This window comes from Thioalkalivibrio sp. ALE31, assembly GCF_000377405.1.
GTDB lineage: Bacteria > Pseudomonadota > Gammaproteobacteria > Ectothiorhodospirales > Ectothiorhodospiraceae > Thioalkalivibrio.
This window is the reverse complement of the sequence record NZ_KB905022.1, coordinates 17,080-42,497: the sequence shown is the minus strand read 5'-3', so window position 1 is coordinate 42,497 and position 25,418 is coordinate 17,080. Positions and strand designations below refer to the sequence as shown.

General features: G+C 68.3%; 22 protein-coding genes. 5 read left to right on the top strand and 17 right to left on the bottom strand.

What is annotated here, in order from left to right; translation table 11 throughout:
- The first annotated feature begins 221 nt into the window (after positions 1–221).
- On the top strand, positions 222–2,024 hold the full coding sequence (locus tag D103_RS0106070) for a long-chain fatty acid--CoA ligase (protein ID WP_018876160.1): 1,803 nt from the start codon (positions 222–224) through the stop codon (positions 2,022–2,024).
- Between the two features lie 397 nt (positions 2,025–2,421).
- Here the strand turns inward: D103_RS0106070 and D103_RS0106065 are convergent, their stop codons facing one another.
- The 9 genes from D103_RS0106065 to D103_RS0106020 all read right to left on the bottom strand — a co-directional run bounded on the left by D103_RS0106065 (position 2,422) and on the right by D103_RS0106020 (position 14,185).
- Positions 2,422–2,892 carry a DsrE/DsrF/DrsH-like family protein gene (locus tag D103_RS0106065; protein WP_017941517.1) on the bottom strand — a complete coding sequence of 157 codons (471 nt, stop codon included), beginning with the start codon at positions 2,890–2,892 and terminating at the stop codon, positions 2,422–2,424.
- Between the two features lie 324 nt (positions 2,893–3,216).
- Entirely contained in the window at positions 3,217–4,782 is a 1,566-nt protein-coding gene (locus D103_RS0106055) for a dynamin family protein (protein WP_018876158.1), read from the bottom strand.
- Positions 4,783–4,809: 27 nt separating this feature from the next.
- Positions 4,810–5,331, bottom strand: a complete 522-nt coding sequence (locus D103_RS0106050) for a hypothetical protein (RefSeq protein ID WP_018876157.1) — start codon at positions 5,329–5,331, stop codon at positions 4,810–4,812.
- A gap of 42 nt (positions 5,332–5,373) precedes the next feature.
- Positions 5,374–5,961, bottom strand: coding sequence for a DUF302 domain-containing protein (locus D103_RS0106045; RefSeq protein ID WP_018866464.1), 588 nt, complete (start codon positions 5,959–5,961; stop codon positions 5,374–5,376).
- 54 nt (positions 5,962–6,015) lie between these two features.
- Entirely contained in the window at positions 6,016–6,660 is a 645-nt protein-coding gene (locus D103_RS0106040; RefSeq protein WP_018876156.1) for a ParA family protein, read from the bottom strand.
- 110 nt (positions 6,661–6,770) lie between these two features.
- Positions 6,771–7,223, bottom strand: a complete 453-nt coding sequence (locus D103_RS0106035; protein ID WP_018876155.1) for a sulfur globule family protein — start codon at positions 7,221–7,223, stop codon at positions 6,771–6,773.
- Positions 7,224–7,819: 596 nt separating this feature from the next.
- Entirely contained in the window at positions 7,820–8,551 is a 732-nt protein-coding gene (locus tag D103_RS0106030; RefSeq protein WP_018876154.1) for a hypothetical protein, read from the bottom strand.
- A gap of 31 nt (positions 8,552–8,582) precedes the next feature.
- A complete protein-coding gene (locus tag D103_RS0106025; protein WP_018876153.1) occupies positions 8,583–12,848 on the bottom strand; it encodes an efflux RND transporter permease subunit in 4,266 nt (1,421 codons plus the stop codon).
- Between the two features lie 128 nt (positions 12,849–12,976).
- On the bottom strand, positions 12,977–14,185 hold the full coding sequence (locus D103_RS0106020; RefSeq protein WP_018876152.1) for an efflux RND transporter periplasmic adaptor subunit: 1,209 nt from the start codon (positions 14,183–14,185) through the stop codon (positions 12,977–12,979).
- Between the two features lie 430 nt (positions 14,186–14,615).
- On the opposite strand from D103_RS0106020, the gene D103_RS0106015 reads away from it, so the two are divergent.
- The gene (locus tag D103_RS0106015) at positions 14,616–16,007 is read left to right on the top strand and encodes a sigma-54-dependent Fis family transcriptional regulator (protein ID WP_018876151.1); all 1,392 of its coding nucleotides are present in this window, start codon (positions 14,616–14,618) and stop codon (positions 16,005–16,007) included.
- Between the two features lie 103 nt (positions 16,008–16,110).
- Here D103_RS0106015 and D103_RS0106010 read toward each other — a convergent pair whose 3' ends face one another.
- From D103_RS0106010 to D103_RS0105990, 5 genes are all read right to left on the bottom strand, one after another.
- Positions 16,111–16,779 carry a hypothetical protein gene (locus D103_RS0106010; protein WP_018866457.1) on the bottom strand — a complete coding sequence of 223 codons (669 nt, stop codon included), beginning with the start codon at positions 16,777–16,779 and terminating at the stop codon, positions 16,111–16,113.
- Between the two features lie 96 nt (positions 16,780–16,875).
- A complete protein-coding gene (locus tag D103_RS0106005) occupies positions 16,876–17,697 on the bottom strand; it encodes a hypothetical protein (RefSeq protein ID WP_018876150.1) in 822 nt (273 codons plus the stop codon).
- A complete protein-coding gene (locus tag D103_RS0106000; protein WP_018876149.1) occupies positions 17,694–18,728 on the bottom strand; it encodes a glycosyltransferase in 1,035 nt (344 codons plus the stop codon). The genes D103_RS0106005 and D103_RS0106000 overlap by 4 nt, the downstream gene beginning before the upstream one ends.
- A 307-nt stretch (positions 18,729–19,035) precedes the next feature.
- Positions 19,036–19,434: a 6-carboxytetrahydropterin synthase gene (locus D103_RS0105995; RefSeq protein WP_018876148.1), complete on the bottom strand. Its 399-nt coding sequence runs from the start codon at positions 19,432–19,434 to the stop codon at positions 19,036–19,038.
- Positions 19,435–19,463: 29 nt separating this feature from the next.
- A complete protein-coding gene (locus tag D103_RS0105990) occupies positions 19,464–20,465 on the bottom strand; it encodes a zinc-binding alcohol dehydrogenase (RefSeq protein WP_018876147.1) in 1,002 nt (333 codons plus the stop codon).
- Between the two features lie 164 nt (positions 20,466–20,629).
- Here D103_RS0105990 and D103_RS0105985 point away from each other — a divergent pair, with 164 nt between their 5' ends.
- From D103_RS0105985 to D103_RS0105975, 3 genes are all read left to right on the top strand, one after another.
- Positions 20,630–21,406 (top strand): CDP-alcohol phosphatidyltransferase family protein, encoded by a 777-nt coding sequence (locus D103_RS0105985; RefSeq protein WP_026280281.1) that lies wholly within the window; start codon positions 20,630–20,632, stop codon positions 21,404–21,406.
- Positions 21,399–22,037, top strand: a complete 639-nt coding sequence (locus D103_RS0105980) for a YceI family protein (RefSeq protein ID WP_018876145.1) — start codon at positions 21,399–21,401, stop codon at positions 22,035–22,037. Before D103_RS0105985 ends, D103_RS0105980 begins: the two co-directional genes overlap by 8 nt.
- A 558-nt stretch (positions 22,038–22,595) precedes the next feature.
- Positions 22,596–22,808 carry a YjfB family protein gene (locus D103_RS0105975; protein WP_018866450.1) on the top strand — a complete coding sequence of 71 codons (213 nt, stop codon included), beginning with the start codon at positions 22,596–22,598 and terminating at the stop codon, positions 22,806–22,808.
- 192 nt (positions 22,809–23,000) lie between these two features.
- Here D103_RS0105975 and D103_RS0105970 read toward each other — a convergent pair whose 3' ends face one another.
- The 3 genes from D103_RS0105970 to D103_RS0105960 form a co-directional block, all read right to left on the bottom strand.
- A complete protein-coding gene (locus D103_RS0105970) occupies positions 23,001–23,630 on the bottom strand; it encodes a class I SAM-dependent methyltransferase (RefSeq protein ID WP_018866449.1) in 630 nt (209 codons plus the stop codon).
- Positions 23,631–23,878: 248 nt separating this feature from the next.
- Positions 23,879–24,532: a GTP cyclohydrolase I FolE gene (gene folE, locus D103_RS0105965; RefSeq protein ID WP_018866448.1), complete on the bottom strand. Its 654-nt coding sequence runs from the start codon at positions 24,530–24,532 to the stop codon at positions 23,879–23,881.
- Positions 24,533–24,560: 28 nt separating this feature from the next.
- Positions 24,561–25,346, bottom strand: a complete 786-nt coding sequence (locus tag D103_RS0105960) for a DUF3429 domain-containing protein (protein ID WP_018876144.1) — start codon at positions 25,344–25,346, stop codon at positions 24,561–24,563.
- Between the last annotated feature and the right edge of the window lie 72 nt (positions 25,347–25,418).

The window sequence follows — 25,418 nt, the reverse complement described above, 5'->3', positions numbered from 1 at the left end:
AAGGGGCTCGGCCTCTTTTGCGCGCGCACGGCGTTGCGGCTCCCTTGTGCAGATTGACTGCACGGCAGTCACCGCGCCTTGTTCGCACGCAAAAGCGACTCGAGCGCGAGCGTGTACATCGATCAGTGTATCCCTGGGGATTCGCTGAAGTCACCGGGCTTGCCCCGCCCGCGTGCGTCCTCTAACGTCCGGGACAACCGAACCCCGCTTGCGAGGACGCCATGCCGTCGACCACCATCACCCCGGAACAGGCTCCGACCCTCCCCGCGCTGTTCCGCACCCGCGTGTCCATGAGCCCGGATGCGCCGGCCTATCGTCATTACAGCGCCGCCGACGAGACCTGGAAGCAAACGACCTGGAGCGAAATGGCCGCGATGGTGGATCGCTGGCAGGCGGCACTGGCGCGCGAGGGCTTCAAGCCCGGGGAACGGGTCGCACTGATGCTCGGCAACTCGCGCGAGTGGGTCGCCTTCGACCAGGCCGCCACCGAACTCGGGCTGATCACGGTCCCGCTGTACACCGATGACCGCCCGGACAACGTCGCCTACATCATCGGCCAGACCCAGGCGCGCCTGCTCCTGCTGGGCGAGAGCGCGCACAGTCGCCGCCTGTCCGAACACTTCGCGAACATGCCCTCGCTCAAGCGCATCGTCTGCCTGGGCCACACCGAAGGCCAACCCGAGGACGAACGGGTGATGGACCTCGAGACCTGGCTGGAACGCGGCGACCCGGAACGCGTGCATCGCCCGGATCTCGACCCGCTGGCCCTGGCCACCATTGTGTTCACCTCCGGCACCACCGGGCGGCCCAAGGGCGTGATGCTGTCGCACCGCAACATCCTCGACAACGCCCAGGCCTCGTCCACCGCCGGGCCGCTGTCGGATGCCGACCGCTTCCTCTCCTTCCTGCCGCTGTCGCACATGCTGGAGCGCACCGGCGGCTACTACATGCCGATGCTGATCGGTGCCGAGGTCGCGTTCGCGCGCTCCATCCAGGGGCTGGGCGAGGACCTGATGTCGGTCCAGCCGACCGTGCTGATCTCGGTTCCGCGTATCTACGAACGCGTGCATGGCCGCATCCAGGCCGGCCTGAAACAGAAATCCGCGCTGGGCCGTGGGCTGTTCAAGGCCACCGTGGCCATCGGCTGGCGCCGCTTCGAATACCAGCAGGGACGCGCGTCCTGGTCGCCCGGCTTCCTGCTGTGGCCGCTGCTGGAGCGCCTCGTCGCGCACAAGGTCCTGGACCGCCTGGGCGGCAAGCTGCGCTTCGCGGTCTGCGGCGGCGCGCCCCTGCCGCCGCCGATCGCCCGGTTCTTCATCGGTCTCGGCCTGCCGGTGCTGCACGGCTATGGCATGACCGAATCCAGCCCGGTGGTCAGCGTGAATACCCCGGACGACAACCTGCCCGCCTCCATCGGCAAGCCGCTGCCCGGCATTGAGGTCAAGATCGGCGAGATGGACGAACTGCTCACCCGTTCCAGCTGCGTGATGCTCGGCTACTGGAAGAACGAGGAGGCTACCGCCAGCACGATCGACGAGGATCGCTGGCTGCACAGCGGCGACCAAGCCCGGATCGACGACGATGGGCACATTTTTATAACCGGGCGACTGAAGGACATCCTCGTGCTCACCAACGGCGAGAAGGTCCCGCCGGCGGACATGGAAATGGCCATCGCCCTGGACGCCCTGTTCGACCAGGTCATGGTCGTGGGGGACAGCCACGCCTTCCTGACCGCCCTGGTTGTCCCCGAGCCCGAGGCCTGGGCCACCTTCGCCGAGGACCACGACCTCGACCCCGGCACCGCCGGCCGCCTGCCGCGCTCCGCCGAGCGCGCCCTGCTCCAGCGGATTCAATACCAGCTGCGCGACTTCCCCGGCTACGCCAAGATCCGCCACGTGCACGTAGTGCATGAACCCTGGTCGGTGGACAACGGCATGCTCACCCCGACCATGAAGCTCAAGCGCCCGGTCATCTCCCAGCACTACGCCGACGCCATCGAGGCCATGTACGCCGGCCACGACTAGGATCCCTTTCTATATTCACCACGAAGCGCACGAAGGCACGAAGAAGGTCACGGTCAAGGTCGAAAGCGTTTCTACCACGGAGGACACAGAGGGCACGGAGAAATCCCTTCCTGGGTGGGCAGGACGCCGATGACCAGCATCCCAGCGCGTCCATCCTATGGAGCGAACCGGCCGCGATGCGGTTCGCTGTGATCAACGCACCCTGAGCACCCGAACAACTACAGTGTTCTCAGTGCACTCCGTGCTCTCCGTGGTTCAATCGCCCTGGCCCTTCTTCGTGCCTTCGTGCGCTTCGTGGTGAAAATGTCCTTTCAGCTGCGGCATGAAGCCCGAAAACGAAAAAGGCCCCGCAGCCGGGGCCGCGGGGCCTTGAGGGCGCGTCAGGCGCGCCGCCGGTTCAGATGAACAGGCAGATGTCGGACTCGCCGGCGAACTCGAAGAACGCCGCGGCCCCGGCGTATTCCACGCCGTCGATGAATTCGCTGGTGTCCATGTCGAACAGGTCCACCGTCATCTGGCAGGCAATCATGCGCACCTCGGCCTCCAGGCACAGCTCGCGCAGGTCGCCCAGATCAGAGACGCCCTTGGCCGCCATCTTCTTCTTCATCATCACGGTCATCATCTTCTGCATGCCCGGCAGGGCCTGCAGCATCACCGGCATGGGCATCGGCATGGGCATGCCCGGGTTGCCCAGCGAGGTCACCTGCAGATCCAGCTTCTTGCGCAGCAGTTGCAGGCCATAGAAGGTGAAGAACACCTCGCAGTCATAGCCCAGGGCAGCCGCGGTGGAGGCCAGGATGAACGGGGGATAACCCCAGTCCAGGCTGCCCTTGGTGGCAATGATGGCCATCTTCTTTTGATCACTCATTTCTACTCTCTCCTCCAGTGGTATCAGGAACCGGATCCGCCACAGCCCCCTGCGCGACCCGTCCCCGGTTGGTTAAAAGCCCGTGGGCCGACCGGCTCACTGCCCCGACGCCTGGCGCCCCCTGCGCCAGTCACGGATCAGTGCACATCCGGCACAAACCCCCAGCGCCGCCATGCTGGCCCATACCGAGATTGGGACCAGAATCATGGCCAGCGCAAACATGAGCCACGCCAGTATGGTCATCGTGCTCCTCCTGCACAACATCTACGGCTAATATAGCCGCCCCCCGGCCTGTGCCGGCTTTGGGGGTGTGGCGCGAGCCGGCTAGCGCTTCTCCGGTGCCTCCGACTCGGCGTAATCGCGGGGCGGCTCCGCGCCCGGCGTCGGTTGCGCGGCCGGGGCCTCCGGCTGCGGCGGGTTGTAGGTATCGGTGGCCGAGGCACGCCCGCCCTGCCGCGAGACCGGGCTGGCATCCACGAACTGATTGTTCAGGCGCTGGATATAGGCCTCGGCGCGGTCGCGCAGCTGATGCAGGCGGCTGATCATGCGGCGCCCCAGGCCCAGTGGCGCCCGTCCCATCATCGGCTGCCAGGGGCGCGTGTTCTTCTCGAACGCCGCGCGCCAGTTCCCGGCGGCGGTCTCGGTCGGCAGGGTCCGCGCGATGCGCCGTGCCAGCCAGCGGCGGTTGAAGAAGTGGATGCCGCCCAGCACGATCGCCAGCACGACGAGCCCGAAGCCCGTCATCATCGGACGCTCGCCCATGGCCTGCCAGACGCTCCCGTCGGTCCAGGGCGCGATGCCCCCTGCCGACTGGTACCCGATCAGGCCCAAAAGCACCGCGACCACGGCGAACATCCCGGCATCAAACTGCACCACCCGGCGGCGCCACTTCTCCAGCGCCTTCTTCAGGGCCGGCAGGGCGTCCATCTCGATGGATTCGGCGATGGCCTGCAGCGAGCCCAGGATGCGGTAGGAGCGCGAGGAGCTGATCTCCTGGATCTTGGCGTGGATCTCCTCGCGATCGCGGCGGGACTTCTCCTCGTAGCGCTCGCGCACCTGCGGATCGCCGATCTCCACCGCCGCGCTCTCGTTGTACAGGCAGTAGAAGCGCCCGGTCGCGTTGCCCTGGCGCACCACGGCCCGCTGCCAGGCGGAGACGACCTCCTCCAGGTTGTCCTCGCGCCAGGTGGTGTCGATCTGGTTGAGGATGAACACCAGCTTGGTGAAGTCGTTGCGCTCGGCGACGCGGTTGACCAGGTGCTCCAGGGTGTCGCGCATCGCGCCCGGTTCCGGGTGGCGGGCGTCGAAGAACACCAGCACCAGATCGGACAGGTCGATGATGTGATCGGTCAGCTGCAGGATGGTCGCGCGCTGCTCGTCGGCATCGAAGCCGGGGGAGTCGATGATGATGCGCCCGCGCAGACGCTCCGAGCGCGCGGTCTTCATCGCCAGGAAGTGGTCCACCGTGCGCCCGCCGCCGTCGGTAATCCGCTCGATCTCGTCGGACACCCGATAGAACGGGAAGCGCGGATCGCCGTCCAGAGCCAGCCCCGGGAGTTCCTGCACGCGCTCGCTGCCGCCGTAGCTGATCACGGTGAACTTGTCGTCCACCGCCTGCGAACCACTGCGCTGCACCGTCGTGCCCACGTACTCGTTGATGAACGTGGACTTGCCGGCGGAGAAGGTGCCCAGCGTGGCGATCATCGGCCACCAGGAGATGGTGAAGGCGTAGGAATCCTCCGCGGGATCCAGGAGGCCGGCCGCATAGCCGACCCGGTCCAGATCCCGGAACGGATCGACCACGCCTTTCAGGACCGGATTCTCTTCGGCAAGGCGGTCGCTCAGCAGCTTGAGCTGCTTGCGCACGCGAGGGCCAGGACGATTGAACATGCGGACTCCGTCAGTCAAAACGCGCGATCAGCGCGGGTAATACGGCCCTGGGGAACCCCGGACCGGACCGCCCTGATCGGTGAATGGGTTGAACATGTTCATCATACCCATGGGGCCGCCCACATTGCGATTCAGGCTCCACATATCCTGCTGCATGCCCGTGATCGAGCCCGCCATCACGCGGGTATCGCTTGTCATGGAGCCGATGTTGCCATCCATCGACTGCGTATTGCCGGCGATCACCGCGACCTCGTCGTTCATCACCCGCATGGTGTTGTTGATGTCGGTCATCTGCCGGTCCATCGACGCCATATGCCCCGCGATGGTGGACATGTCGCGGTCCATCACCTGAGTCATCTGGGTGATCTCCTGGGTAAGCTGGCCCACATCCCGGGTCAGGCTGGTGATCAGCCAGAAGCCGTAGATGGCCAGCACGATGAAGGCCACCAGTGCGGTGTAGACGATCAGTTCCAGACGCCGGGAACGGGCATCCGCCTTGTCGGCCTCGTCACGGACCTCTGCAAACTCGCTGCTACTTTCTTCACTCATTGAACGCCCTTTGCTGTTTCATGGAAACGGGAGCCATCCCCGTCAGAAGGCGCCAACGGCAGCGCGATCGATAATTTCCTCCAGGGATTCCTTCACAAACACCGCCTGCTCGTGCAGATCCTCGGGCAACGGCCGCCCCCCGTGGATCATCGGGTTCAGGTCCAGGGTCATCAGCCACAGATTGCCCTCGGCATCCTCCTGCAGCACGATCCGGCAGGGCATATAGGCCGCCATCGCCGGGCTGTGTCGGACCATCTGCGCGGCGATGGCCACATCGCAGAACATGTAGATCTTCAGGAACGGGAAGTCCTCGCCGGTCACGCTGCGGACCTCCTCGCCCATCGGCAACTCGCCGACGTTCCGAATATTCAGCTCGTTGGCCACCAGGCGCAGCACATCCTCCACGTCCTCGACTTCAAGCCCCTCGTCCACCTGGCGCTTGTAGACCATGGCCTCCGCGGCATCGCCCGTCTCCAGTACCGTCCGGGCCATCTGCGAATAGACCTTGGGCGCCTGGGCGTCCAGGGAGCGTGCCTGGCTCAGGTAGGGCTCGAAGGCGAAGATGGCATACCCCACGCCGATCAGCGCCAGGAGCCCGATCACGACCAGTGCATTGCGGATGAAACGCATGAAGCTCTCCTCCTTCCATCGCGTCCGCAGCCCGGCAGCCCCGGGCGCGAATCGTTATTGTTTTTTGCGGCGCCGCCGCCCGAACAGCGCCACCGCCAGGGCATCCAGCTCGGCGGCGGCCTTGCCGCGGGGCTCCAGCTCGCGCACCGACAGCCCCTCACTGAACGAGCGCCGGAATGCCATGCGCTGCTTCAACCGCGGCTTCAGCAGGCGCACGCCGTCGATCTGCCGCAGCGCATCAAAGGTCTCGTCGGTCTCGCGCACGGCCTGATGCGTGTCCGCGCGGTTGATGAACGCCAGGATCTCCGGGCGTTCGCCGGATCCACGCTGCTCCTGAATCCTTTGCACAAAGCGATGCGTTGACCAGACATCCGCCTGGCTGGGGGGCACCGGGATCAGCACGCGGTCCGCCCCTTCCACCGCCGCCATCAGCGAGGCCATGTCCGACGCGCCGACATCGATCAGCACCTCGTCGTACTCACCGGCGCGGGCACGCGCCGCGTCTAGGCCCTCCACCGCATCCAGCGCCGGTTCATAGCCCTCCTCCCGCCGCACCTCCAGCACGTCGCTGAGGGTGCGCTGGGGATCCAGGTCCACGGTCAGGGGCCGGCGGCGTCCTTCCAGCAGCCACAAGGCCAGATTGAAGGCCACGGTACTCTTGCCGGTACCACCCTTGAGATTGGCGACGACGGTCTGCATGGCGTCTCCTTGGAACATTGCGGATTGACGGCTGCGTGCAACCCGTCAATCCGCAACACTCCGGAAAAAAGGCCTGCCCGAAACGGGCAGGCCCGAACAGCGGGATGGACTTAGTTGCCCTGACCCTGCTGCTGTTGCTGGGGCATCTGACCCTGCGGACCCCAGCCCTGCGGGCCGTAACCCTGCGGGCCGTAGCCGTAGCCAGGGCCGTAGCCATAGCCCGGACCATACCCGTAACCCGGATGGCCGTAACCATAGCCGCGGCCATAGCCGTCACCATAGCCATGGCCATACCCGTGACCCCGACCGCGACCGCTGGCGGAGAAGTCAAAGGAGCCGTCGCCCATCATGTCGCTCATCATGTCGCCCATGCCCCAGTTACGGCCGGAGCCATACCCCGGGCCACCGAAGAACGGCATGCTGGGACCATAGCCATAGCCGGGGCCATACGGACCGGGCCCGTACCCGTAGCCGGGGCCGCCCCACTGGGCGGAGGCCATCATCGGGGCGGCCAGGCCACCCAGGGAAACGGCGAGAACTGCTGCCTTGACGAACTTGTTCATGGTGCTACCTCCTGAAGGAGTCATGCCCTCAATTTGAATGCGCGCACGCGGGGAGGGCTTCCCGAATGCGCGCCTTACCGGTCAGGGGAACGGAAAACCGCCCATCCCCCAGGGGAAGGCCGAAAACGGCCCGCCCATTCCCGGATACCCGGGCGAACCCGGATATCCGTATGGATACCCTCCTGGCATCCCGCCAGGGGGGTGGAACGACGGAGAACCCGGCGCCCAGTAAGGACCTTGCGGCCCGTAGCCCCGGTACCCCGGAGCATGCGGCGGCGGGCCCGGCGCCTCCCGCGATTCGGCCCGTCGGGACGGGTCGTAGTCGCGGTCCGGAAAGCGCCCGCGCGGGCGTTCCGGGGCCGAGCGCTGTACCTCCGGCGAACCGGAGGCCCAGGGGTTGTGGCGATCACTCGCCGCCAGGTCGGCGACCGGCAACAGGAACCCCGCAGCCAGCACGACCCCGAGCATCGGGATCGTGCTGACTCGCGTGCGTTTCGATTGACCGGACTGCCTGCCCTGCATGGCGAACCGCCTCCGTCTCGCTTCCACCGCGACAGGCACCCCCGCCCGTCGCCTTGCAATCACTGATCCGCGGATCAGTAGCCGCCACCTTCTTCCATGGCTTCACGACGCTCGCGCATCATCTCCATGCGGCGCTCGCGCTGGCGCTCCATCTCTTCTTCATATGCGGCACGGCCGGCCTCCATCGCCTTCTGGCGTGCCTCGCGCATGGCCTGCATCTCTTCCATGCGTTCCTGGCGCTCGGCATGCTGCGCCTGGATGCGCTCGCGCATCTCTTCCGGCATGTCTTCCGGCAGGTTCTCCGGATCGAATTCCGGCATCTGGCCGTAGCCCGGGCGCTGCTGCATGCCGTAGCCCGGCTGCATCATCCCCGGATGGCCGAAGCCGCCCTGCTGCGGGCCGGGCCCGTAGCCCTGGCCATGCCCCGGCCCGTACCCGGGACCATAGCCATAGCCCGGACCGTAGCCCGGATAGCCCCGACCATAGCCCTGACCCTGACCATAGCCGTCGCCATACCCGCGGCCGTAGCCCTGGCCATGGCCTCGCCCGGACATGCCGAAGCTGAAGTCACCGGAGCCTTCGCGCTGCTGCATCATCCCGGCGCCGGGATGCATGCCCATGCCCTGGCCATAGGGGGCGTGACCGTAGGGGCCGGGCACCGGACCCTGCTGGCCCATCGCCGGACCCTGGCCGTAGCCCTGTTCCTGCTGTTCGTCGGCCTGGGCCACGCCCAGGGCCAGCACGGATGCCACAGCGGCGCTGGCCAGCGTGGTACCGATCGTTCGGGTGTTGAATCGCTTCTTCATCGGGAACCTCCTTGAGGTCTTGCTTGCGTGATCATTTGAGTCGAATCCCGCGCCGGGCGCGGCCCTTGCCGGGCGTACCCGACTTGCCACCCCCCTTGGGAGTGGTGCCGCTCTCCTTGCGGCCGGTCTTGCTACTGGTCGAGGCGGATTTGGCGGTTCCGCCGGTCTTCTTGTTGGACGCCGGCGCCGTGCGCTTGTTCGCCGCGCCACCACTTGATTTGGGGCCGCTGGCGGCCTGGCCGGACGTGCTCGCACGCCCTTTGCTCTGGCTACCCGCGCCGCCGCTAGTCGTCCTGGCCTGGGACTGCGTCTTGGCCTTTGTCTTTGTCTTCGTCGTGCCACTGGACGCCTTCTTCGCGGTCTTCGTACCCGCGGCACCGCTCCCGGCCGCGCCGGCCGCGCGGCTGGAGCCGCCCTTCGCAGACCGCGATTCCGTGGCGCCGGACGCGGACGTCGCCTTCGCCGACGCCGCGCGGGACTTCGCTTTCTTTGGAGGCGCCGCGTCCTCGGCCTTCACATCCGCGTTGTCGGTGGCCGCCGGCGGGGTCGCCGTGCCCCGAGGCTCGGCGGCGGGCTCCGGCTCTTCCGGGCGACCCGCCGGTTGGGGTGCCTGCGCGACCGGCTCCGAATCCGCGGGACCGGCCGATTGGCGGTCCTGCGCCTTGCCTGCAGCCGGGCCGGAGCCCGTGTCCGACGGCCCGCCACTCGCCGGACCGCTACCGAAGCCCGGGGTGGAGCCGCCGCCCGACGGGCCGCCCGGCCCGCCGCCACCGTCGCGACGGCGCTCCAGCAAGGACCGGATCAGGCGCCACAGGGCGAACGCGAGATCGCGCAGGCCCTCGAGGAAGGCCAGGGCCAGGCACTTGAGGTACAGGCCGGCGTACTGCACCGCCTGGGTGACCGGCCCGCCCTCGCGCGGGCCGAAGAGGTCGTTGCCCGCGGCGGCGCCGGCGGTCGCGCCCGGAGCCGGGGTAGTCCCACCGCCATGGCCATTGCCGTTGCCGTTGCCATTACCGTTCGCGCACACCGCAGCCGCCTCGCCGTTTTCGTCCAGGCTGGTCGGACAGAAGGCACGCCGCCCGGAGATGCAGCCCAGCGGGATTACCAGCAGGGTCAGCAGGGTGGCCACCACGGTGCCGAACATCAGTGAGATCGCCATGCCCTGGAAGATCGGATCGAACAGGATCACGCTGGAACCGGCCAGCAGGGCCAGCGCGGTGATAATGATCGGGCGGGTACGCGCCTGACAGGCCAGGATCATCGCGTCGCGCACGTCATGGCCCTCGTCCACCGCCTGGCGGCCGAAGTCCACCAGCAGTATCGAGTTTCGGACGATGATGCCCGCGAGTGCGATGAAGCCGATCATCGAAGTGGCGGTGAACTCGGCGTTCATCAGCCAGTGGCCGGGGATGATCCCGATCAGGGTCAGCGGGATCGGGGCCATGATGATGCCCGGCAGCACGAAGTTGCCGAACTCCCAGACCACCAGCATGTAGATCAGGATCAGCGCGATGGCGAAGGCGATGCCCATGTCGCGGAAGGTCTCGTAGGTCACCGTCCACTCGCCGGCCCACTCGAACGCGGTGGAATCGTCATTCGGCGGCGGTCCCAGCCAGTGCGGCTGCACCTGGCTGCCATCCGGAAGCCGGTAGTCCTCCAGCTGCTCCTGGACCTCCAGCATCCCGTACACCGGCGCGGCCAGGCGGCCGACCACCTCGCCGGTCACGTACTCCACCGGACGCAGGTTCTTGTGGTAGATCGGCTCGTCCTGCGGGCGCTGGACAAACTCGCCGAGCTCGGCCAGCGGGATGGACCCGCCCTGCCGGGTAAACACGGGCAGCATTTCCAGCTGCCGGATGTCGTTGCGCGTGGCCATCGGCAGGCGCATCTCGATCAGGTGCGGCTCAACCAGCGACTGCGCCTTCACGTCGCCCAGGATCTGTCCGCCGATCGCGGTCTCCAGGGTGCGGTTGATGGTCTCGACGGTCACGCCGCGGCGCAGGGCCTTGTCACGATCCACATCAAAGTGCCAGACGTCGTGCGGCGCCTGCAGGAAGCTGTCCACGTCCGCTACGTGCTCGGCATTGGCGAACATGCCTTCCAGATCACGGGCGACCGCACGGCGGGTTGCCGCGTCGGGGCCGTAGACCTCGGCCACCACCGACTGCAGCACCGGCGGGCCCGGCGGCATCTCGACCACCTGGATACGCGCACCGGCGGCGCGAGCCAGCGGGGTCAGGCGTTCGCGGGCCTCGGTGGCGATCTCGTGCGAGGTGCGGCCGCGGTCGCCCTTGTCTACCAGCTGCACCTGGATATCCCCCTGCCAGGGTTCGTCGCGCAGGTAGTAGTGGCGCACCAGGCCGTTGAAATTGAACGGCGACGCGGTGCCAACATACGACTGCAGGCCCACCACCTCGTCCATCTCGCGCAGCACCTGTGCCATGTCGTGGCTCAGGGTGGCGGTCTCGGTCAGGGCGGTGCCCTCGGGGAAGTTCACCACCACCTGGAACTCGGGCTTGTTGTCCAGCGGCAGCATCTTCACGCGCACATCGGTGGTCATGAACAGGCTGACCATCAGGAAGAAGATCACGATCACGCCGATCAGGAAGGCATAGCCGCGCACGGGGTTATCCGCCAGTCCCGGGATCGCCGTGCGATAGAACCGACCCAGCTTCTCGGCCTGGCGGTGTTCCTTGTCGGTGGCCTTTTCGAGGTAGGCCATGCTGGGGCGCAGGCGCTGGGTCAGCCACGGGGTAAAGACAAAGGCCGCGACCAGCGAGAACAGCATGGCCACGGAACCCAGCACCGGGATCGGCTGCATGTACGGGCCCATCATCCCGGAGACGAAGCCCATCGGCAGCAGCGCCGCGATCACGGTGAAGGTGGCCAGGATGGTCGGATTGCCGACCTCGCGCACCGCATCTACCGAGGTCTCGGTATCGATGCCGCGCTTCATCAGCCAGCGTCGGTAGATGTTCTCCACCACCACGATGGCGTCGTCCACCAGGATGCCGATGGAGAAGATCAGCGCGAACAGGCTGACGCGATCGATGGTATAGCCCAGGACCCAGGCGCTGAACACGGTGAACAGGATCACCACCGGAATCACGATCAGCACCACCAGCGCGGCGCGGATCCCGAGGAACAGCCCGACCAGGATGGTCACCGCGAAGGTCGCGATGAACAGCTTGAAGATCAGTTCGTTGACCTTCTCGTTGGCGGTCTTGCCGTAGTCGCGCGAGACCGCGACCTCGACGTTGTCCGGGATCACACTGCCCTTCAGGCGTTCGAGACGTTCGAGGACATTGTTGGCCACGGTCACGCCGTTGCTGCCGGGCTTCTTGGCGATCGCCAGGGTCACCGCCGCCGCGCCCTCCGGCGCCGCGTCCGGATCCACGGCGGCCGGCCCGGAGTAGTGCCGCACGAAGCGGTCCACCTCGCCCGGTCCGTAGGTCACCTCCGCCACGTCACGCAGGTACACCGGCTGACCGTCACTGACCGCCACCAGCAGCTGCTCCAGATCCGCCGCCCCGGTAAAGAACCGCCCGGTGTACACCGCGGTGCTCAGGCCATCGCTCTCGATGCGTCCGGCAGCGCCCTCGACGTTCGCCGACTGCACGGCCTGTGCGATCTGGTCCAGACTGACATCGAACCCGGCCAGGCGCTCCGGCTGCACCTCGATGCGCAGGCGCTCCTCGCGCCCGCTGACCACGAAGCTCTGACTGGTATCGGGGACCTCGTTCAGCTGCTGCTGCGCATCCAGCGCGATCTGGCGGAGCAGTGCATCATCCACCTCGTGCGACCAGAAAGTCAGGTTCACCACCGGCACATCATCCGCGCCCTTGGCCTTGACCATCGGCTCGCTCACACCCGGCGGCATCAGGTCACGATTGGCAAACAGCTTGTCGTGCACCTTGACGATCGAGGACTCCATGTCCTCGCCTACATCGAACTGCACGGTCACCATCGCCTCGCCGCGATGCGATACGGAGTAGACGTTGTCGACACCGGAGAGCTCGCTCATCAGCCGCTCCAGCGGCCTTGCCGCCAGGCTCGCCACCTGCTCCGACGGCACGCCCGGGTAGGACACCATGATGTCCACCATCGGCACGGAGATCTGCGGATCCTCCTGGCGCGGCGTCACCATCAAGCCGAGGATGCCGATCGCGATACTGGCCAGCAGCAGCAGCGGCGACAGCGGCGAATGGATAAACGCCGCCGCCATGCGCCCGGCAATGCCGGGGTCGCCGTGCTTCTGCCGGAAACCGGTCTCGGATTGTCTGTCGTCTTCGGCCATCGAGCTTGAACGGTCCTGTTGTCGGTCTGGCGTCCCGGGCACCGCCAGGGGCGGCGCCTTGCCACCGGTGCGCCTGCCAGGGGCGCCTGCCGGTGCTGTGAATCCGGTTTTGGGCCGGAGAGGCGTCCCTACATGCGGCTCCAGGGATCGGCGTCACCCCCGCGGCGCCCGGCGCCCGCATCCGGAGAGCGTCCACCGACCGGCTGGCCGGAGCGCACGCCGGCATCCGGCCGCGCGAGAATCTGCATGCCCGGCTCCAGCCCGGAGGTCACTACCACCTGGTCCCCGCGCGACCCCCCAAGACGCACCATGCGCACCCGCACATGGCCCTCGCCGTCCAGCACGGCCACACGCGGCAAGGCGCCCCCCGGGATCAGGGCGGAACGCGGGATCACCACGCGGTTGCCCGGCGTACCGGCCTGCGGCAGATGCACCGCCGCATGCATGCCCGGCCCGCCGCGCACGCCCTGGGGCAGATCGAACTTGACGGTCACGGTATGGCGCTGGGGATCGGCCAGGGGGAAGATCCGGGCGACCCGGGCCTCCACCTCGTCGCCGGTATCCAGCCGCACCTGCACGTAGTCGTCTTCCTGCAGGCTGCTTACCAGCCGCACCGGCACCTGGGCCTCGATGCGCAGGAACTCGACATGGCCGAAGCTGACGAGCGGCTGCCCGGGCTGCACGGTGTCGCCTTCTTCGACGTGCTTGTGCATCACCAGGCCGTCAAAGGGGGCCTCGGAGCGGGTGTCGCGAATGGCGGCGTCCAGCTCGGCCACGCGGGCCCGGGCCTGTTCCCAGCGCGCCTGGGCCTGGTCCACGCCGATGTAGCGGGAGTAGAGATCGGTGCGTCGGTCCAGCGCGGGGTCGCCCATGCCCATGAACTGGCCCATCGGCTGGGTAAACATCTGGTCGAACATCGATGGCACGCCCATGCCGGGCATCTGCCCGATGTTGCGCGACTGCGGCGAAATCATCTCGCGGCCGTACTGCATCTGGGCCTCGCGGATCGCAGCCTCGGCGGTACGCATCTCGGCCTCGGCCGCCTGGCGCTGGGCGCGCAGCCGGTCATCGCTGATCGCTACCAGCACGGTCCCCTGTTCGAAACGGTCGCCCTCGGCACCGGCTACGTCGACCACGCGCCCCGAGGACTGCGCCGTCAGCGTGACCTCGCGGAAGGGAATCACCGTGCCACTGACCGTCTGGGTGGCCGCCTGATCCGGCTCCACCGTGAGGACGGGGCCGGAGGCATGCACCAGCGACAGGCCCCACAGAGGCAGTGCCAGTGCCGCACCCAGCAGGGTCCGGGCCAGAAGGCGTCGGGAGACTCGAGCAATCATGATCGTCCTACCTCGCGCCGAATGCCGCGATGAGAGAGGGGGTGCCGGGCCTGCGCGCCTGCACGCGCCGGGGCCCGGGCAAACGATGGGCCGCAGCCGACCGACTGCCGGGGGAAACGGCAACGAGCCTGGTCCGGCGACCGGTGTCAGCCGGATGACCACCGAAGCGGGTATCCATATCCCAGTATGTAGAAGAACTCATGCCGAACTACAAGCAACGTATATGCCAGTATTGTGACATTCTTATAAATCAATCACTTGATTCTGATTTGCTGATATTCAGGGCACACCTGTTGCAACACCCCCGTTTCGCGCTATAACCGAGACAGGGATTGGCGAAACGGGGGATTCCCGGGTGTTGCAGGAGGCCCCGGGTGTTGCAACACCGTCCCGCTGCCGCCGGCCCCTCCAACAAGAAAAAGGAGGCGGGATGACCACAACCGAACTGGCCGAGATCTGCATCCGACACAGTCGGGATCCACACCTCATCAGCGATACCCGGGGCCGGGTCCTGTTCGCCAACCCGGCCTTTCACCAGACCCTGCAAATCCCCCCGGATACCCCCCTGACCCTGGACCAGCTCGGGTCGCTGAATCTCGAGGCACATCTGAAAGAGGCCGCCGTCGCCGCCGGCGACGACGACGCCGACGCCAACCGCACCCCGCACGCCCTGCACTTCTCGCTGATGGCCGAACTGGAGGACGAGACCCTGCCACTGGAGGTCATCAGCCAGCCCCTGCGCCTGAACGACGACGCCCGCGCGCTGCGCCTGATCACCCTGCAGCCGCAGCGCCGGCGCACCACCTCGGTGGAGACCGTTAGCGAGGATGGTCGGGACGGACTCGATGACAGCCACTTCCATTCCCATGACGCCCATTGCCGCCCCACCCTCCAGTTCGCGCGGCGCGTCGCCGCCAGCGATGTGCGCGTGATGCTGCTGGGCGAATCCGGCACCGGCAAGACCCGCCTGGCGCGTGCGATCCACCAGGCCAGCCGCCGCGCCGAGGCGCCGTTTGTCGAGATCAACTGCGCGGCGATCCCCGAGGAACTGCTCGAATCCGAGCTCTTCGGTCATACCCGGGGTGCCTTCTCCGGGGCGGTCAGTGACCGCATCGGGCGCTTCGAGTCCGCCGATGGCGGCACGCTGTTTCTCGACGAGATCGGGGAGATGAGTCAGCGGCTGCAGGCCAAGCTGCTGCGCGCCGTGCAGGACGGCGCCTTCGAACGCGTGGGGGAGAACACCACCCGGCAGGTGGACGTGCGCATTCTCGCCGCGTCGAACCAGGATCTGCGCAGCCAGGTGGAGGCCGGCGAATTCCGCACCGACCTCTTCTACCGACTGGCCGTCGCAACAGTGGACATCCCGCCGCTACGCGATCGTCCCCGCGATCTCGCGGCCACGCTGCAGGCCTACGAGGTGCATCACGGCATCCGCATCGCGCCCCATCTGAAGGAAAAGCTGCAGGAACACCCCTGGCCGGGCAACTTCCGCGAACTGGAGAACGTCTTCGAGTGCCTGACCCTGCACGCCCGGGATGGCCAGGTCGACGACTTCCCCCTGCCCCAGCCGATCCGGGTGGATGCAGACATGGGCGACACGATCCATGCCCCGCGTACCAACGGGCATGACCACGGCCGCACCGCCAGTGCCGAGCCGAATAGTCTTGGCGCCAATGGCACCCAGGCCAGCGAACATCCCGAGGCGCGGCGCCTGCGCGAGGCGCTGGTGGCCCATGCCGGCAACCGCTCGCAGACCGCACGCGCCCTCGGCATGGATCGCAGTACCCTGTGGCGCAAGCTGCACCGCTACCAGTTGGTTTGAGGAGCACTAGCCGGACGCGGCGCCTCCACACGACAAAAGGCCCCGGAGATGTGCATCTCCGGGGCCTTTCTGATCGCCCGGGCACGGCGGCCCGGGATCGCTACTACCGGAACTGGCGCAGGTGACGCGCCCCGTCCCGGTGGTGACGGTCATACACCGGCGCCAGGCGCTCGACCATCACGCGTCGCTCGCCGGCGGGCAGCAGGTCCAGGGCGCTGTCCCATGCCCGCATGGCCCCGCGGGCATCCCCCGCAGCATAGAGGGCGTTGCCCAGCTCGCCGTAGAGGTCGGCACGCTGAGCGGCCGTCGCCGGAATGTCCGCCAGCGCGGTCCGCAGGACAGCAGCCGCAGCCTCCGGCCCGTCACTCCAGTACGCGGCGCGACCGTTCTCCAGCGCCTCCTGCACCTGGCGCGCGACCTGCTCCTCGCTCACCGGCTCGCCGTCGGCCGTGGTGCGCGGCTGCTCCCGCGGGTCCGGAATCGGCCGATGCATGCCGGTGTCGTCGTCGCGCTCGTAGGCCTCGCCGGTCATCGGGTCCATATCGCCCTCCGACAGGCGGCCCTCGCGCGGCGGGCTCGCGGGCGTGCGCGACTCGGCCGCCGGATCATCCTCCGCCACGGCCACGGCCTCGACGTCTTCGTCCTCCGGCACCGCCTCCACGCTGGGCGCCAGCACGTCCCGCGCCGACCAGGCGATCAGCCACAGCACGATCACGATCAGGATCCACCAGCGACTCAGGAAACTTCTCTGCTTGTTATCTGCCTGTTCCATGCCTCACCTTTTCCGGTTATCCCCGTCCGATTCTATCCTGCACGGGTTCAACGTCCAGCGAAACGGGTACCGGGATTTCCTGCCGAACCCCGCGATTCACCCGCGCGCCCAAGCCGGCGGCAATCCCAGCACGTCCTGGTGACCGACCACCAGCTCGACCTCGCCCCGGGCAAGGGCGCGTGCCCGCGACTCGCCCCAGGCCTGCAACGCGGCCGCGCGATCTGGCACGACCTCGCAGGCCGCATCCACCCAACCGTCGATCAGGGCCGCCCCCAGCTTCGCCTGCCCGGCATCCAGGCGCCAGTCGCTCGCGCGCGTTTCCACGCGATGCCCGTGCGCCTCGAGCCGGGCCGCGCAGACCGACGCGGCGGTCGGGCCCAGCGCCGGCCCCAGGCCCTTGTCCGAACGCTGATGCCGATTCACCGCATCCTCCAGCTCGGCATCCAGGGGCTGCGGATCCGACCAGCGGATCCGCCCGTCATAGCTCAGCGCGAACAGGACCGCCGTCCCCTGGCGGGCACAGCCCTCCAGCAGCCGGGCAAGCCAGGCTTCGGACACCAGATCCAGCAACGCCGCCGCCGTCACCAGCGGCTCGTCCCCCGCGAGCGCCGCCGCCGGGTCTGCCGCCAGATCGGTCACCCGCCGCTCGAGCGCGACCCCGGGGCCCGGGGCCGCCGCGCGCTGCAGCAACCCCTTATCGTGATCCACCAGCCGCCAGTGTTGCGGGGTCGGCAGCCGGGGCGCGAGATAGCGCAGGTTGGAGCCGGTCCCGCTGCCAAGATCGGTGACCCTCAGGGCATCCCCCGTCACCCGGCCGGCCAGCGCCGCGCCCAGCATCGCAACCAGCGCGTCCGAGCGCGCCGCGTGATCCGCGGGTTCGCGCAGGGCGAGCCAGTCGGCGTCGAAGGTCTCGGTCATCGCAGCCAGTCCTCCAGCGTTCGCTCCAGCGCGGCCACCGCACCGTCCCAGTCCGGTCGTTCCGTCATGGCCGCGCGCGCCGCCCGGCCCATCCGTTCGCGCCCCCGCGGGTCGCGCAACAATCCCTCGATGGCCCCAGCCAGCGCCCCGATATCACCCGGCGGCACCAGACGCCCGGCGGCCTCGGGGACGGTCCCCGGGATCGCACCACCAGTGGTCCCGATCACCGGAAGCCCTCGGGCCATGGCCTCGGTGTAGGCCATGCCAAAACCCTCGTAGACACTGGGCAGGACGAACACCGACGCCTGCGCGTACCAGCCCTCCAGCATCGCATCGTCGCACTCGCCGGCCCATTCGATGCGACCCTCCAGCCCGGCCGCCGCGATCGCCGTCTCCACCCGCCGGGCATACGCCGCATCCCGATCGCGCGCGCCCACCAGCACCGCCCGCCAGTTCTCGGCCTCAAGCCGGGCCAGGGCCTGCACCAGTTCCAGCTGCCCCTTGCGCGGGACCACCGTCCCCACGCAGAGCAACAGCCGCGGCGCGCCGGGCGCCGGACCGGTCGCAGGCGGGCGCGCCTCGACGCCGGGCGGGATCGCCTGCAGTCGCTCCGGGGGCATGCCCCAGGCGGCCACCTGCCCCGCCGTAAAGGCACTGGTCGCGACCACACCCCGCACGTGCCCGAGGGCAGCGCGCTCCCGCGCGAGCAGGTCCTCCGACCGCGCCGGCGCCAGGCCGGTCTCCAGCCCCAGCGGATGATGCAACAGGTAGATCAGGCGCAAGCGCACAGCATGTCGGGCCAGCACCTCGGGGAAGGCCCCCGCCGCCAGTCCGTCCAGCAGCACACCCCCGGCATCGGGAATGCCCGCAAGCGCGGTATCCAGCGCCGCCGCGGCCTCGGGATCAGGCCCCGGGAAGCAACCGTCCAGTTCATGGACCGCCACCCGCCAGCCGCGCGCCCGCAGACCCGCGACCATGCGCGCGTCGTAGCGATAGCCCCCTGTGCGCTGATTCAGCGCCCCCGGGACCACGAACGCTAGGGAAACACTGATCAATGTGCCCGCTCGCGCTCGAGTCGCTTTTGCGTGCGTTTAATGCGCGGTGACCGCCGTGCAGTCATTCTGCACAAGGGAACCGCAACGCTGTGCGCACGCCCGTTTTTGATAGCAACGGGCGGCCGAGCCCCTTGGGGTTGGTACCCCAGATTCCCCGATCCTGCGTTGCGACGCTTGCCGGTAGAACCACTACCGGCTGCGCACCGCGCCTTGTCTCGGAAAACCTGGGGTACCAACGCGAGCGTGCACATTAATCAGTGTTTCCCTTGTTCGCGCATTCCGCTCAGGGCGCGGCCTCGTAGCTGGCCCAGGCAATATGCGACTCGTTCAGCGTTACGCACACCGCATCCAGCTCGCGCGCGGACTCGCCCAGCTCGCCGGCATGGATGGCGCTTGCCACGCGCTGGTGCAGCGCGTGGGCCAGAAACTCGGTGGTCGTGTTCTGGCCGCGAAACTCCTCGCGCTCGTCCAGGTTCTGGTAATTGAGATCCGCCAGAAGGGCCTTCACGACCTCGCTGGCGCGGCCGATATCCACCACCAGTCCGTCCGCGTCCAGCGCCCGGCGGCGGAAGGTGACATCGACCACATAGGTCGCGCCGTGCAGCTTCTGCGCCGGGCCAAAGGTCTCGCCGGCGAAGCTGTGAGCAATCATGAAGTGGTCACGCACGTTCAGGCTGTACATCGGGTGGTTCCCCGTCTGGAAGTAAAGGATCAGTAGCGGATGCGGTGGCAAAGGGTGCGGGCGGCCTCGGGCCCCGTGACGCGGGCCATCGCCGCGGGCAGGTCGGCGAAGGCATCCTCGCCGGTAATCAGCGCATCGAGTGCCGGATCGGCCAGCAGGGACAATGCAAGCGCCAGGCGGCGACGGTAATCCCAGCGCGCCGCGCGCTCCGGCGGGATACGCCCCACCTGCGAGCTGCGCAGTGTGAGCCGCCGCGAATGGAACGCCTCGCCCAGTGGTGCCGGCACCGGCTGGTCGCCGTACCAGCTCATCTCCACCACCCGCGCCTCGACCCCGGCCAGCGCCAGGGCCTGCGCCAGCCCGGCCGGGTTGCCGCTGGCATGAACCACCCCGTCCAGCCCCTGCAGCTCCGGGTTCCCCCGCGCCGCCTCCGGCGTGCAGAGCGACAATCCCAGCGCCGCCGCCACGGGTTCACGGGCGGGATTGGGGTCGATCAGCGTGACCTCAGTGCCCGGGATCGCCCGCAGCAGCCCGGCCACCAGCAGGCCCACCACGCCGGCGCCGATCACCGCGAGGCGATCCCCCGGACCGGGCTGCAAGTCCCAGACCGCGTTGATGGCCGTCTCCATGTTGGCCGCCAGCACCGCGCGCCCCGAAGGCACGGCATCCGGTATCGGCACCACCGCGGCGGCCGGCACCGTGTAGGCGCTTTGATGCGGATACAGGCAGAACACTCGCTGCCCGTCCAGCCCGTGCGCCGCGCCACCCGCCTCAACGGTGCCGACGCTGATGTAGCCGTACTTCACAGGCCACGGGAATTCGCCGGCCTGGAACGGCGCGCGCATCGCCTGATACTGGCTCTCCGGCACCCGACCGTGGAACACCAGCGACTCGGTCCCGCGGCTGATCGCCGAGAACTGCGTGCGCACCCGCACCGCGTCCGGGCCCGGCTCCGCCAGTGCCTCCGGACGCAACGCGCCCGTGCCCGGGCCGGTGACCCAGAAGGCCTGTTCGGAGCCGGCCGTGCTCACCGGGAGGGTCCCGGAAACGGGGTGCGCTGCCACGCGATCATCCGCGCAGTGTGGGCGAAGGGCGCAGCAAGCGGCAACTCCCGGTGCCCCGCATGGTCGCAAGACCAGGGAGTGCCACCCGCGCGCCCCCAGGACCATCGCCAACGGAGCGCTACAATCCCCGCATGGAGTCTTCCCCTGCCAAGCCTTCCCCGTTGCGCCTGCAGGCCGGCCTGCGGGTCTGGGCGACCGACTGGCTGCTCGCGGGCCTGGCCGGCCTCGCCGTAACCGGTGCGCTGGTTTGGCACGCGCACGCGGGCCTGCCAACCGTCGCCGGTTTCGTCACGCTCTGGCTGGTGCTGGGTGCCATCCTCGCCAGCCGCACGCCGGCGGCCGGAGTGGCGTCTGCCGGGCGCGGCCCTGGCCCGGCCAACCGGGTCACGCTCCTGCGCGCCGCGCTGACCGCCCCGCTCGGCGGCCTGGTCCTGGCCGCCCCCACCCCGGACGAACCGGTGCTGGCGCTGTGGGTGATCGCCCTCGCGGGCCTGGCACTGGTGCTGGACGGGGTGGACGGGGCCGTCGCGCGCCGCACGGACAGCGCCACCGCGTTCGGCGCCCGCTTCGACATGGAGCTGGACGCCGCCATGATCCTCGCCCTGTCGATCCTCGTCTGGCAGATGACGGCGGTGGGGCCCTGGGTGATCCTGATCGGCCTGATGCGCTACGCCTTCGTGCTGGCCGCCCGCCCCCTGCCCTGGCTGGCCGCGCCGCTGCCGCCCAGCCGGCGCCGCCAGGCCGTCTGCGTGTTGCAGACCGTGGTCCTGCTACTGGTCCTGATCCCCGGCCTGCCCGCACCCGCCGCCATCACCATCGCCCTGGCCGGCCTGCTGGCTCTGGGCCTGTCCTTTGCCGTGGATATCCACTGGCTGTACCGCCACCGACCGGAGGTGTGTCATGACTGACGCCCGCAACAACCGCCGCCCCGCCCGCCTGCGCCGCCTGCTGCTGGGTGGCCTGCTGGCCACGGCCCTGGCGCTGCCCGCGCAGGCCCTGGCCGATGCCGACCGCTGGGTCATCGACCCCGACCACTTCGCGGTCGGCTTCCTGGTCGATCATGCCGGCTATGCCAAGGTCCTGGGCATGTTCCTGGAAGCCGAGGGCGAGTTCGTCTTCGACCCCGACACGGGCGAGCTGGGCGACGGCCATTTCGTCATCCAGACCGACAGCGTGTTCACCAACCACGCCGAGCGCGACGACCACCTGCGCAACGAGGACTTCCTGAACGTCGAGGAATACCCGGAGATGCGCTTTACCGCCACGCGCTACGAGCCGACCAGCGAGAACACCGGGCGCCTCAGCGGCGGGCTCGAGCTGCTGGGCGAGACCCGCACCATCCACCTCGACGTGACCATCAACAAGGTCGGGCGCTACCCGTTCCCGCTCGGCGGCCTGTTCGGGCGGCCGTACGTGCTCGGTGCGTCCATGCGCGGCAGCTTCGACCGCTCCGACTTCGGCATGACCTACGGCCTGACCCGCGACATCGTCGGCGACGAGATCGAGCTGATCATCGAGTTCGAGGCCCAGCGCCAGTAAAGGCCGGCGGACTGAATGTATTCACCACGAAGCACACGAAGGCACGAAGAAGGGCCAGGGCGGATTGCACCACGGAGGGCACAGAGGACACGGAGAAGGACTGACTACAGGGCGACGCGCTGGAGCCGACGTTGCTGACGGGTGATCGCGGGGCACGGGGCAACACTCCCCCGTCACCCCGGCCGCAGCGAAGCGAAGAGCCGGGATCTCCGGACCCTGGCACCCATGTCACGGCGCACCCCGAAGGCGCGGGTCGCGATCGCCCCCAAATAGGCAGGATGCGGACGAGGCGAGCGAAACGCCCATTGAAGGTCAAGGGCGCTGTTCACCTCGAAGGGCACGAAGATACGAAGGAAGGGGCAGGGCGGATCGAACCAGCCAGGGTATGGAGAAGGGCGGGGAGCCCGGACGCACGGCGATGGTGCCGTAGAACAGGAACCTTCTGAAAAAAATCCGGTTCGGGGGCTCAAGTCTGCGGGGATGCAGCCGTCACCGGGGGCAGGCCCGTTCCCCCTATCGAGTGCAACGGGCCTGCACATTCAGAACCGGGAGTACGAGATGGACGCAAGCGCGATTGCCGCGATGGCCACGCAGAACAGCCAGCAGCAGGTGGCCATGCAGAAAGACGTGGCCGTGCAGAAGAAGGCGATGGAGTCGCAGGAGATGGCGGCTCAGTCGATGCTGCAGGCCATGCCCGACATCGGCGAGATGCAGGCCGCCACTCAGGGTCTGCCGGACAACGTCGGCACCAACATCAACACGACCGCCTGAGACGTTACCAACTGTCCGTCCAGAAAGGCCCCGGCGCACTTATGCCCGGGGCCTTCTCTTTACTGGGCCAGCACCCGGCCCGTTCCGGCAACGATCGACTTTCTCCGTGTCCTCCGTGACCTCTGTGGTTACACGCCCTTGCCCTTCCTTCGTATCTTCGTGCCCTTCGTGGTGAAGAAAGGCCCTTGCCCTTCAGCCCCCATCCCCGGCATTACGCCCGGACGCATCCGCGGGCGCACGACAGACCCGCGCGGCGAAGCGCCGCATCACGCCCCGCGCCAGACGGTCTTCCGGGTCGATGCAAAAGCCGGCCTGTTCCACCGCGGCCTCGGTATCGCGGTTCGGGTGACAGCCGCCGGTGATACAGGTCCAGGCCGGCTGCACCCGGTCCTGGGCGCGGGCCAGCAGCGGCCGCGTGTGACGTACATGCTCCAGCATGCGCAGCTCGCCCGCCTCCGCCAGCACCCGGCGCACCTCGCCGAGGGCCCGTGGCGGATCCTGCACGCTGCAGAACACCAGGCCGGAGACCACGGTATCGAAGGCGCCGTCGGCAAACGGCAGGGCCTCGGCCCGCGCCACCACCAGCGGCACGGAAGGCGCCCGCCGCCGGGCCCGGCGCAGGGCCGCCAGGTCCGGGTCGATGCCGATGACCCGTTCCGGATCGGCGTACAGCGGCAGGTCGCGCCCGGTCCCGCAGCCGATCTCCAGTACCCGGCCGTGCGCACCGGCCACCAGACGCCGGCGCCAGCGCCGCAGGCCCAGCAGCTCGGCACCGGCCATCAGGCCGTCGTACAACCAGGGGATCTGTTCCAGACCGCGCATCGAGACTCCCGGGGACAGGAAAATGTGATGCCCAACACATTCTTTCGGCGACTGTCAGGAACCTGTTTCCACAGTCCCTGTCCACTTATACAAGTTGCGGAAATGATCGGCTCGTGGCAACGGCAGCCGGTTTTCCGCCGTTCGGACCAGAACCTTCCATCACACGGGTGTCCGGACGATCTTTGGCCCGACCTTCGCGTCGGGCCATTTTTTTGTGGGGTGACCCCGCCCGGCAGCCCCGGGAACGGTCAGCTGCCCGTGCGACCGATCAGGTTGAGGAACTCGCGCCGGGTCCGGCCGTCCTCGCGGAAGGCGCCCAGCATCACCGAGGTCGCCATCGACGAATGCTGCTTCTCCACCCCGCGCATGGTCATGCACATGTGCTTGGCGTCCACCACCACGCCGACTCCCTTGGCGTTCGTCACCTGCATCAGGGCCTCGGCGATCTGGCGCGTCAGGCTCTCCTGGATCTGCAGGCGCGCCGCGAACATGTCGACAATCCGGGCGATCTTGGACAAACCGATCACCTTGCCATTGGGCAGGTAGGCCACATGCACCTTGCCGATGATCGGCAGCAGGTGATGCTCGCACAGGGAGTACAGTTCGATATCGCGCAGCAGCACCATCTCGTCGTTGTCCGACGAGAACAGGGCCCCGTTGACGATACTGTCCAGGTCCTGGTGATAGCCACGGGTGAGATACTGCATCGCCTTCGCGGCGCGCATCGGGGTATCCAGCAGGCCCTCGCGCTGCGGGTTCTCGCCCAGACCGGCGAGGATGTCGCGGTAGCGCTCGGCGAGCTGTTCCGGGGCCGCCAGTGGCTGGCCCGAGGCATTGGTGGCCGTCGGCTCGTCGGCCGTCCGGGCGTCTGCATCCATCATCGAGTCCTTGTGTTCGCTCATTCTTGCGTTTTCCTCTTTCCGGGCCCGGTCAGGCGACCAGGGTGACCGCGAAGCCCGAAGCCAGCGCCAGCATCGCCCCGGCGGTCAGCACCAGGCGCAGGCCCAGGTAGCCCCGCGGCAATGCGCGGCGATACAGGCTCAGCCGATCCACCCACAGCACCCCGAGAAACAGCACCGTCAGGGTCATCAGCGCCTCCGGCAGCGGCTGCAGCACCGCCAGCCAGGCCAGGATGGATGGCACCACCGCCCACACCGGGGCCGCGAGCGGGCCCACCCGGTGCTGCCGATCCACCAGGAAGATCCCCCAGTGGATCGCCCCCAGGAACGACAGGATCACCGCACCATAGAGCGCCAGGGCCTCCAGCGCGAAAGCCTGCCATTCGGGCTGGGCCATCCACGCGCCCAGCCCAAAGAATGCGAAGGGTAGCAGGCCGCCCACTCCAAGGACCTGCAGGGCCGGCGCTGGCGCGTCCGGGCGCGGCCCGTCACCGCGCGCCTGCAGCGCCCGCTGCCCCAGATACTCGCGCAACTCGGGCAGTCCGCCGATCACGCCGTCGCGCGCGACGAACAGCGGCAGTACGGCCGCGCCGGTGGCCTGCTGCAGCGCGTGGAACTGCTCGCGGTTGTGCGCCGACCCCATGCCCCACTCCAGCCGCTGCCAGCGACCCGGGGCCGTCGCTTCCAGCAGCGCCTCGGCATCGCGGAAGTCTGACAGGCCGGACGTAATGCCCACGATCTCGTGCGTGGCCAGGGCCTCGCGCACCTCCTGCGGCCATTCGGGGGCACCTGCCTGCGTCTTCTCGTCTGTCGTCACGGTCCATGTCTCCGTTGGTACGCGGGGCCTCGCGAAGCGCCCCCGGCACAGGAAAGCCGGGAACTTTCGCTC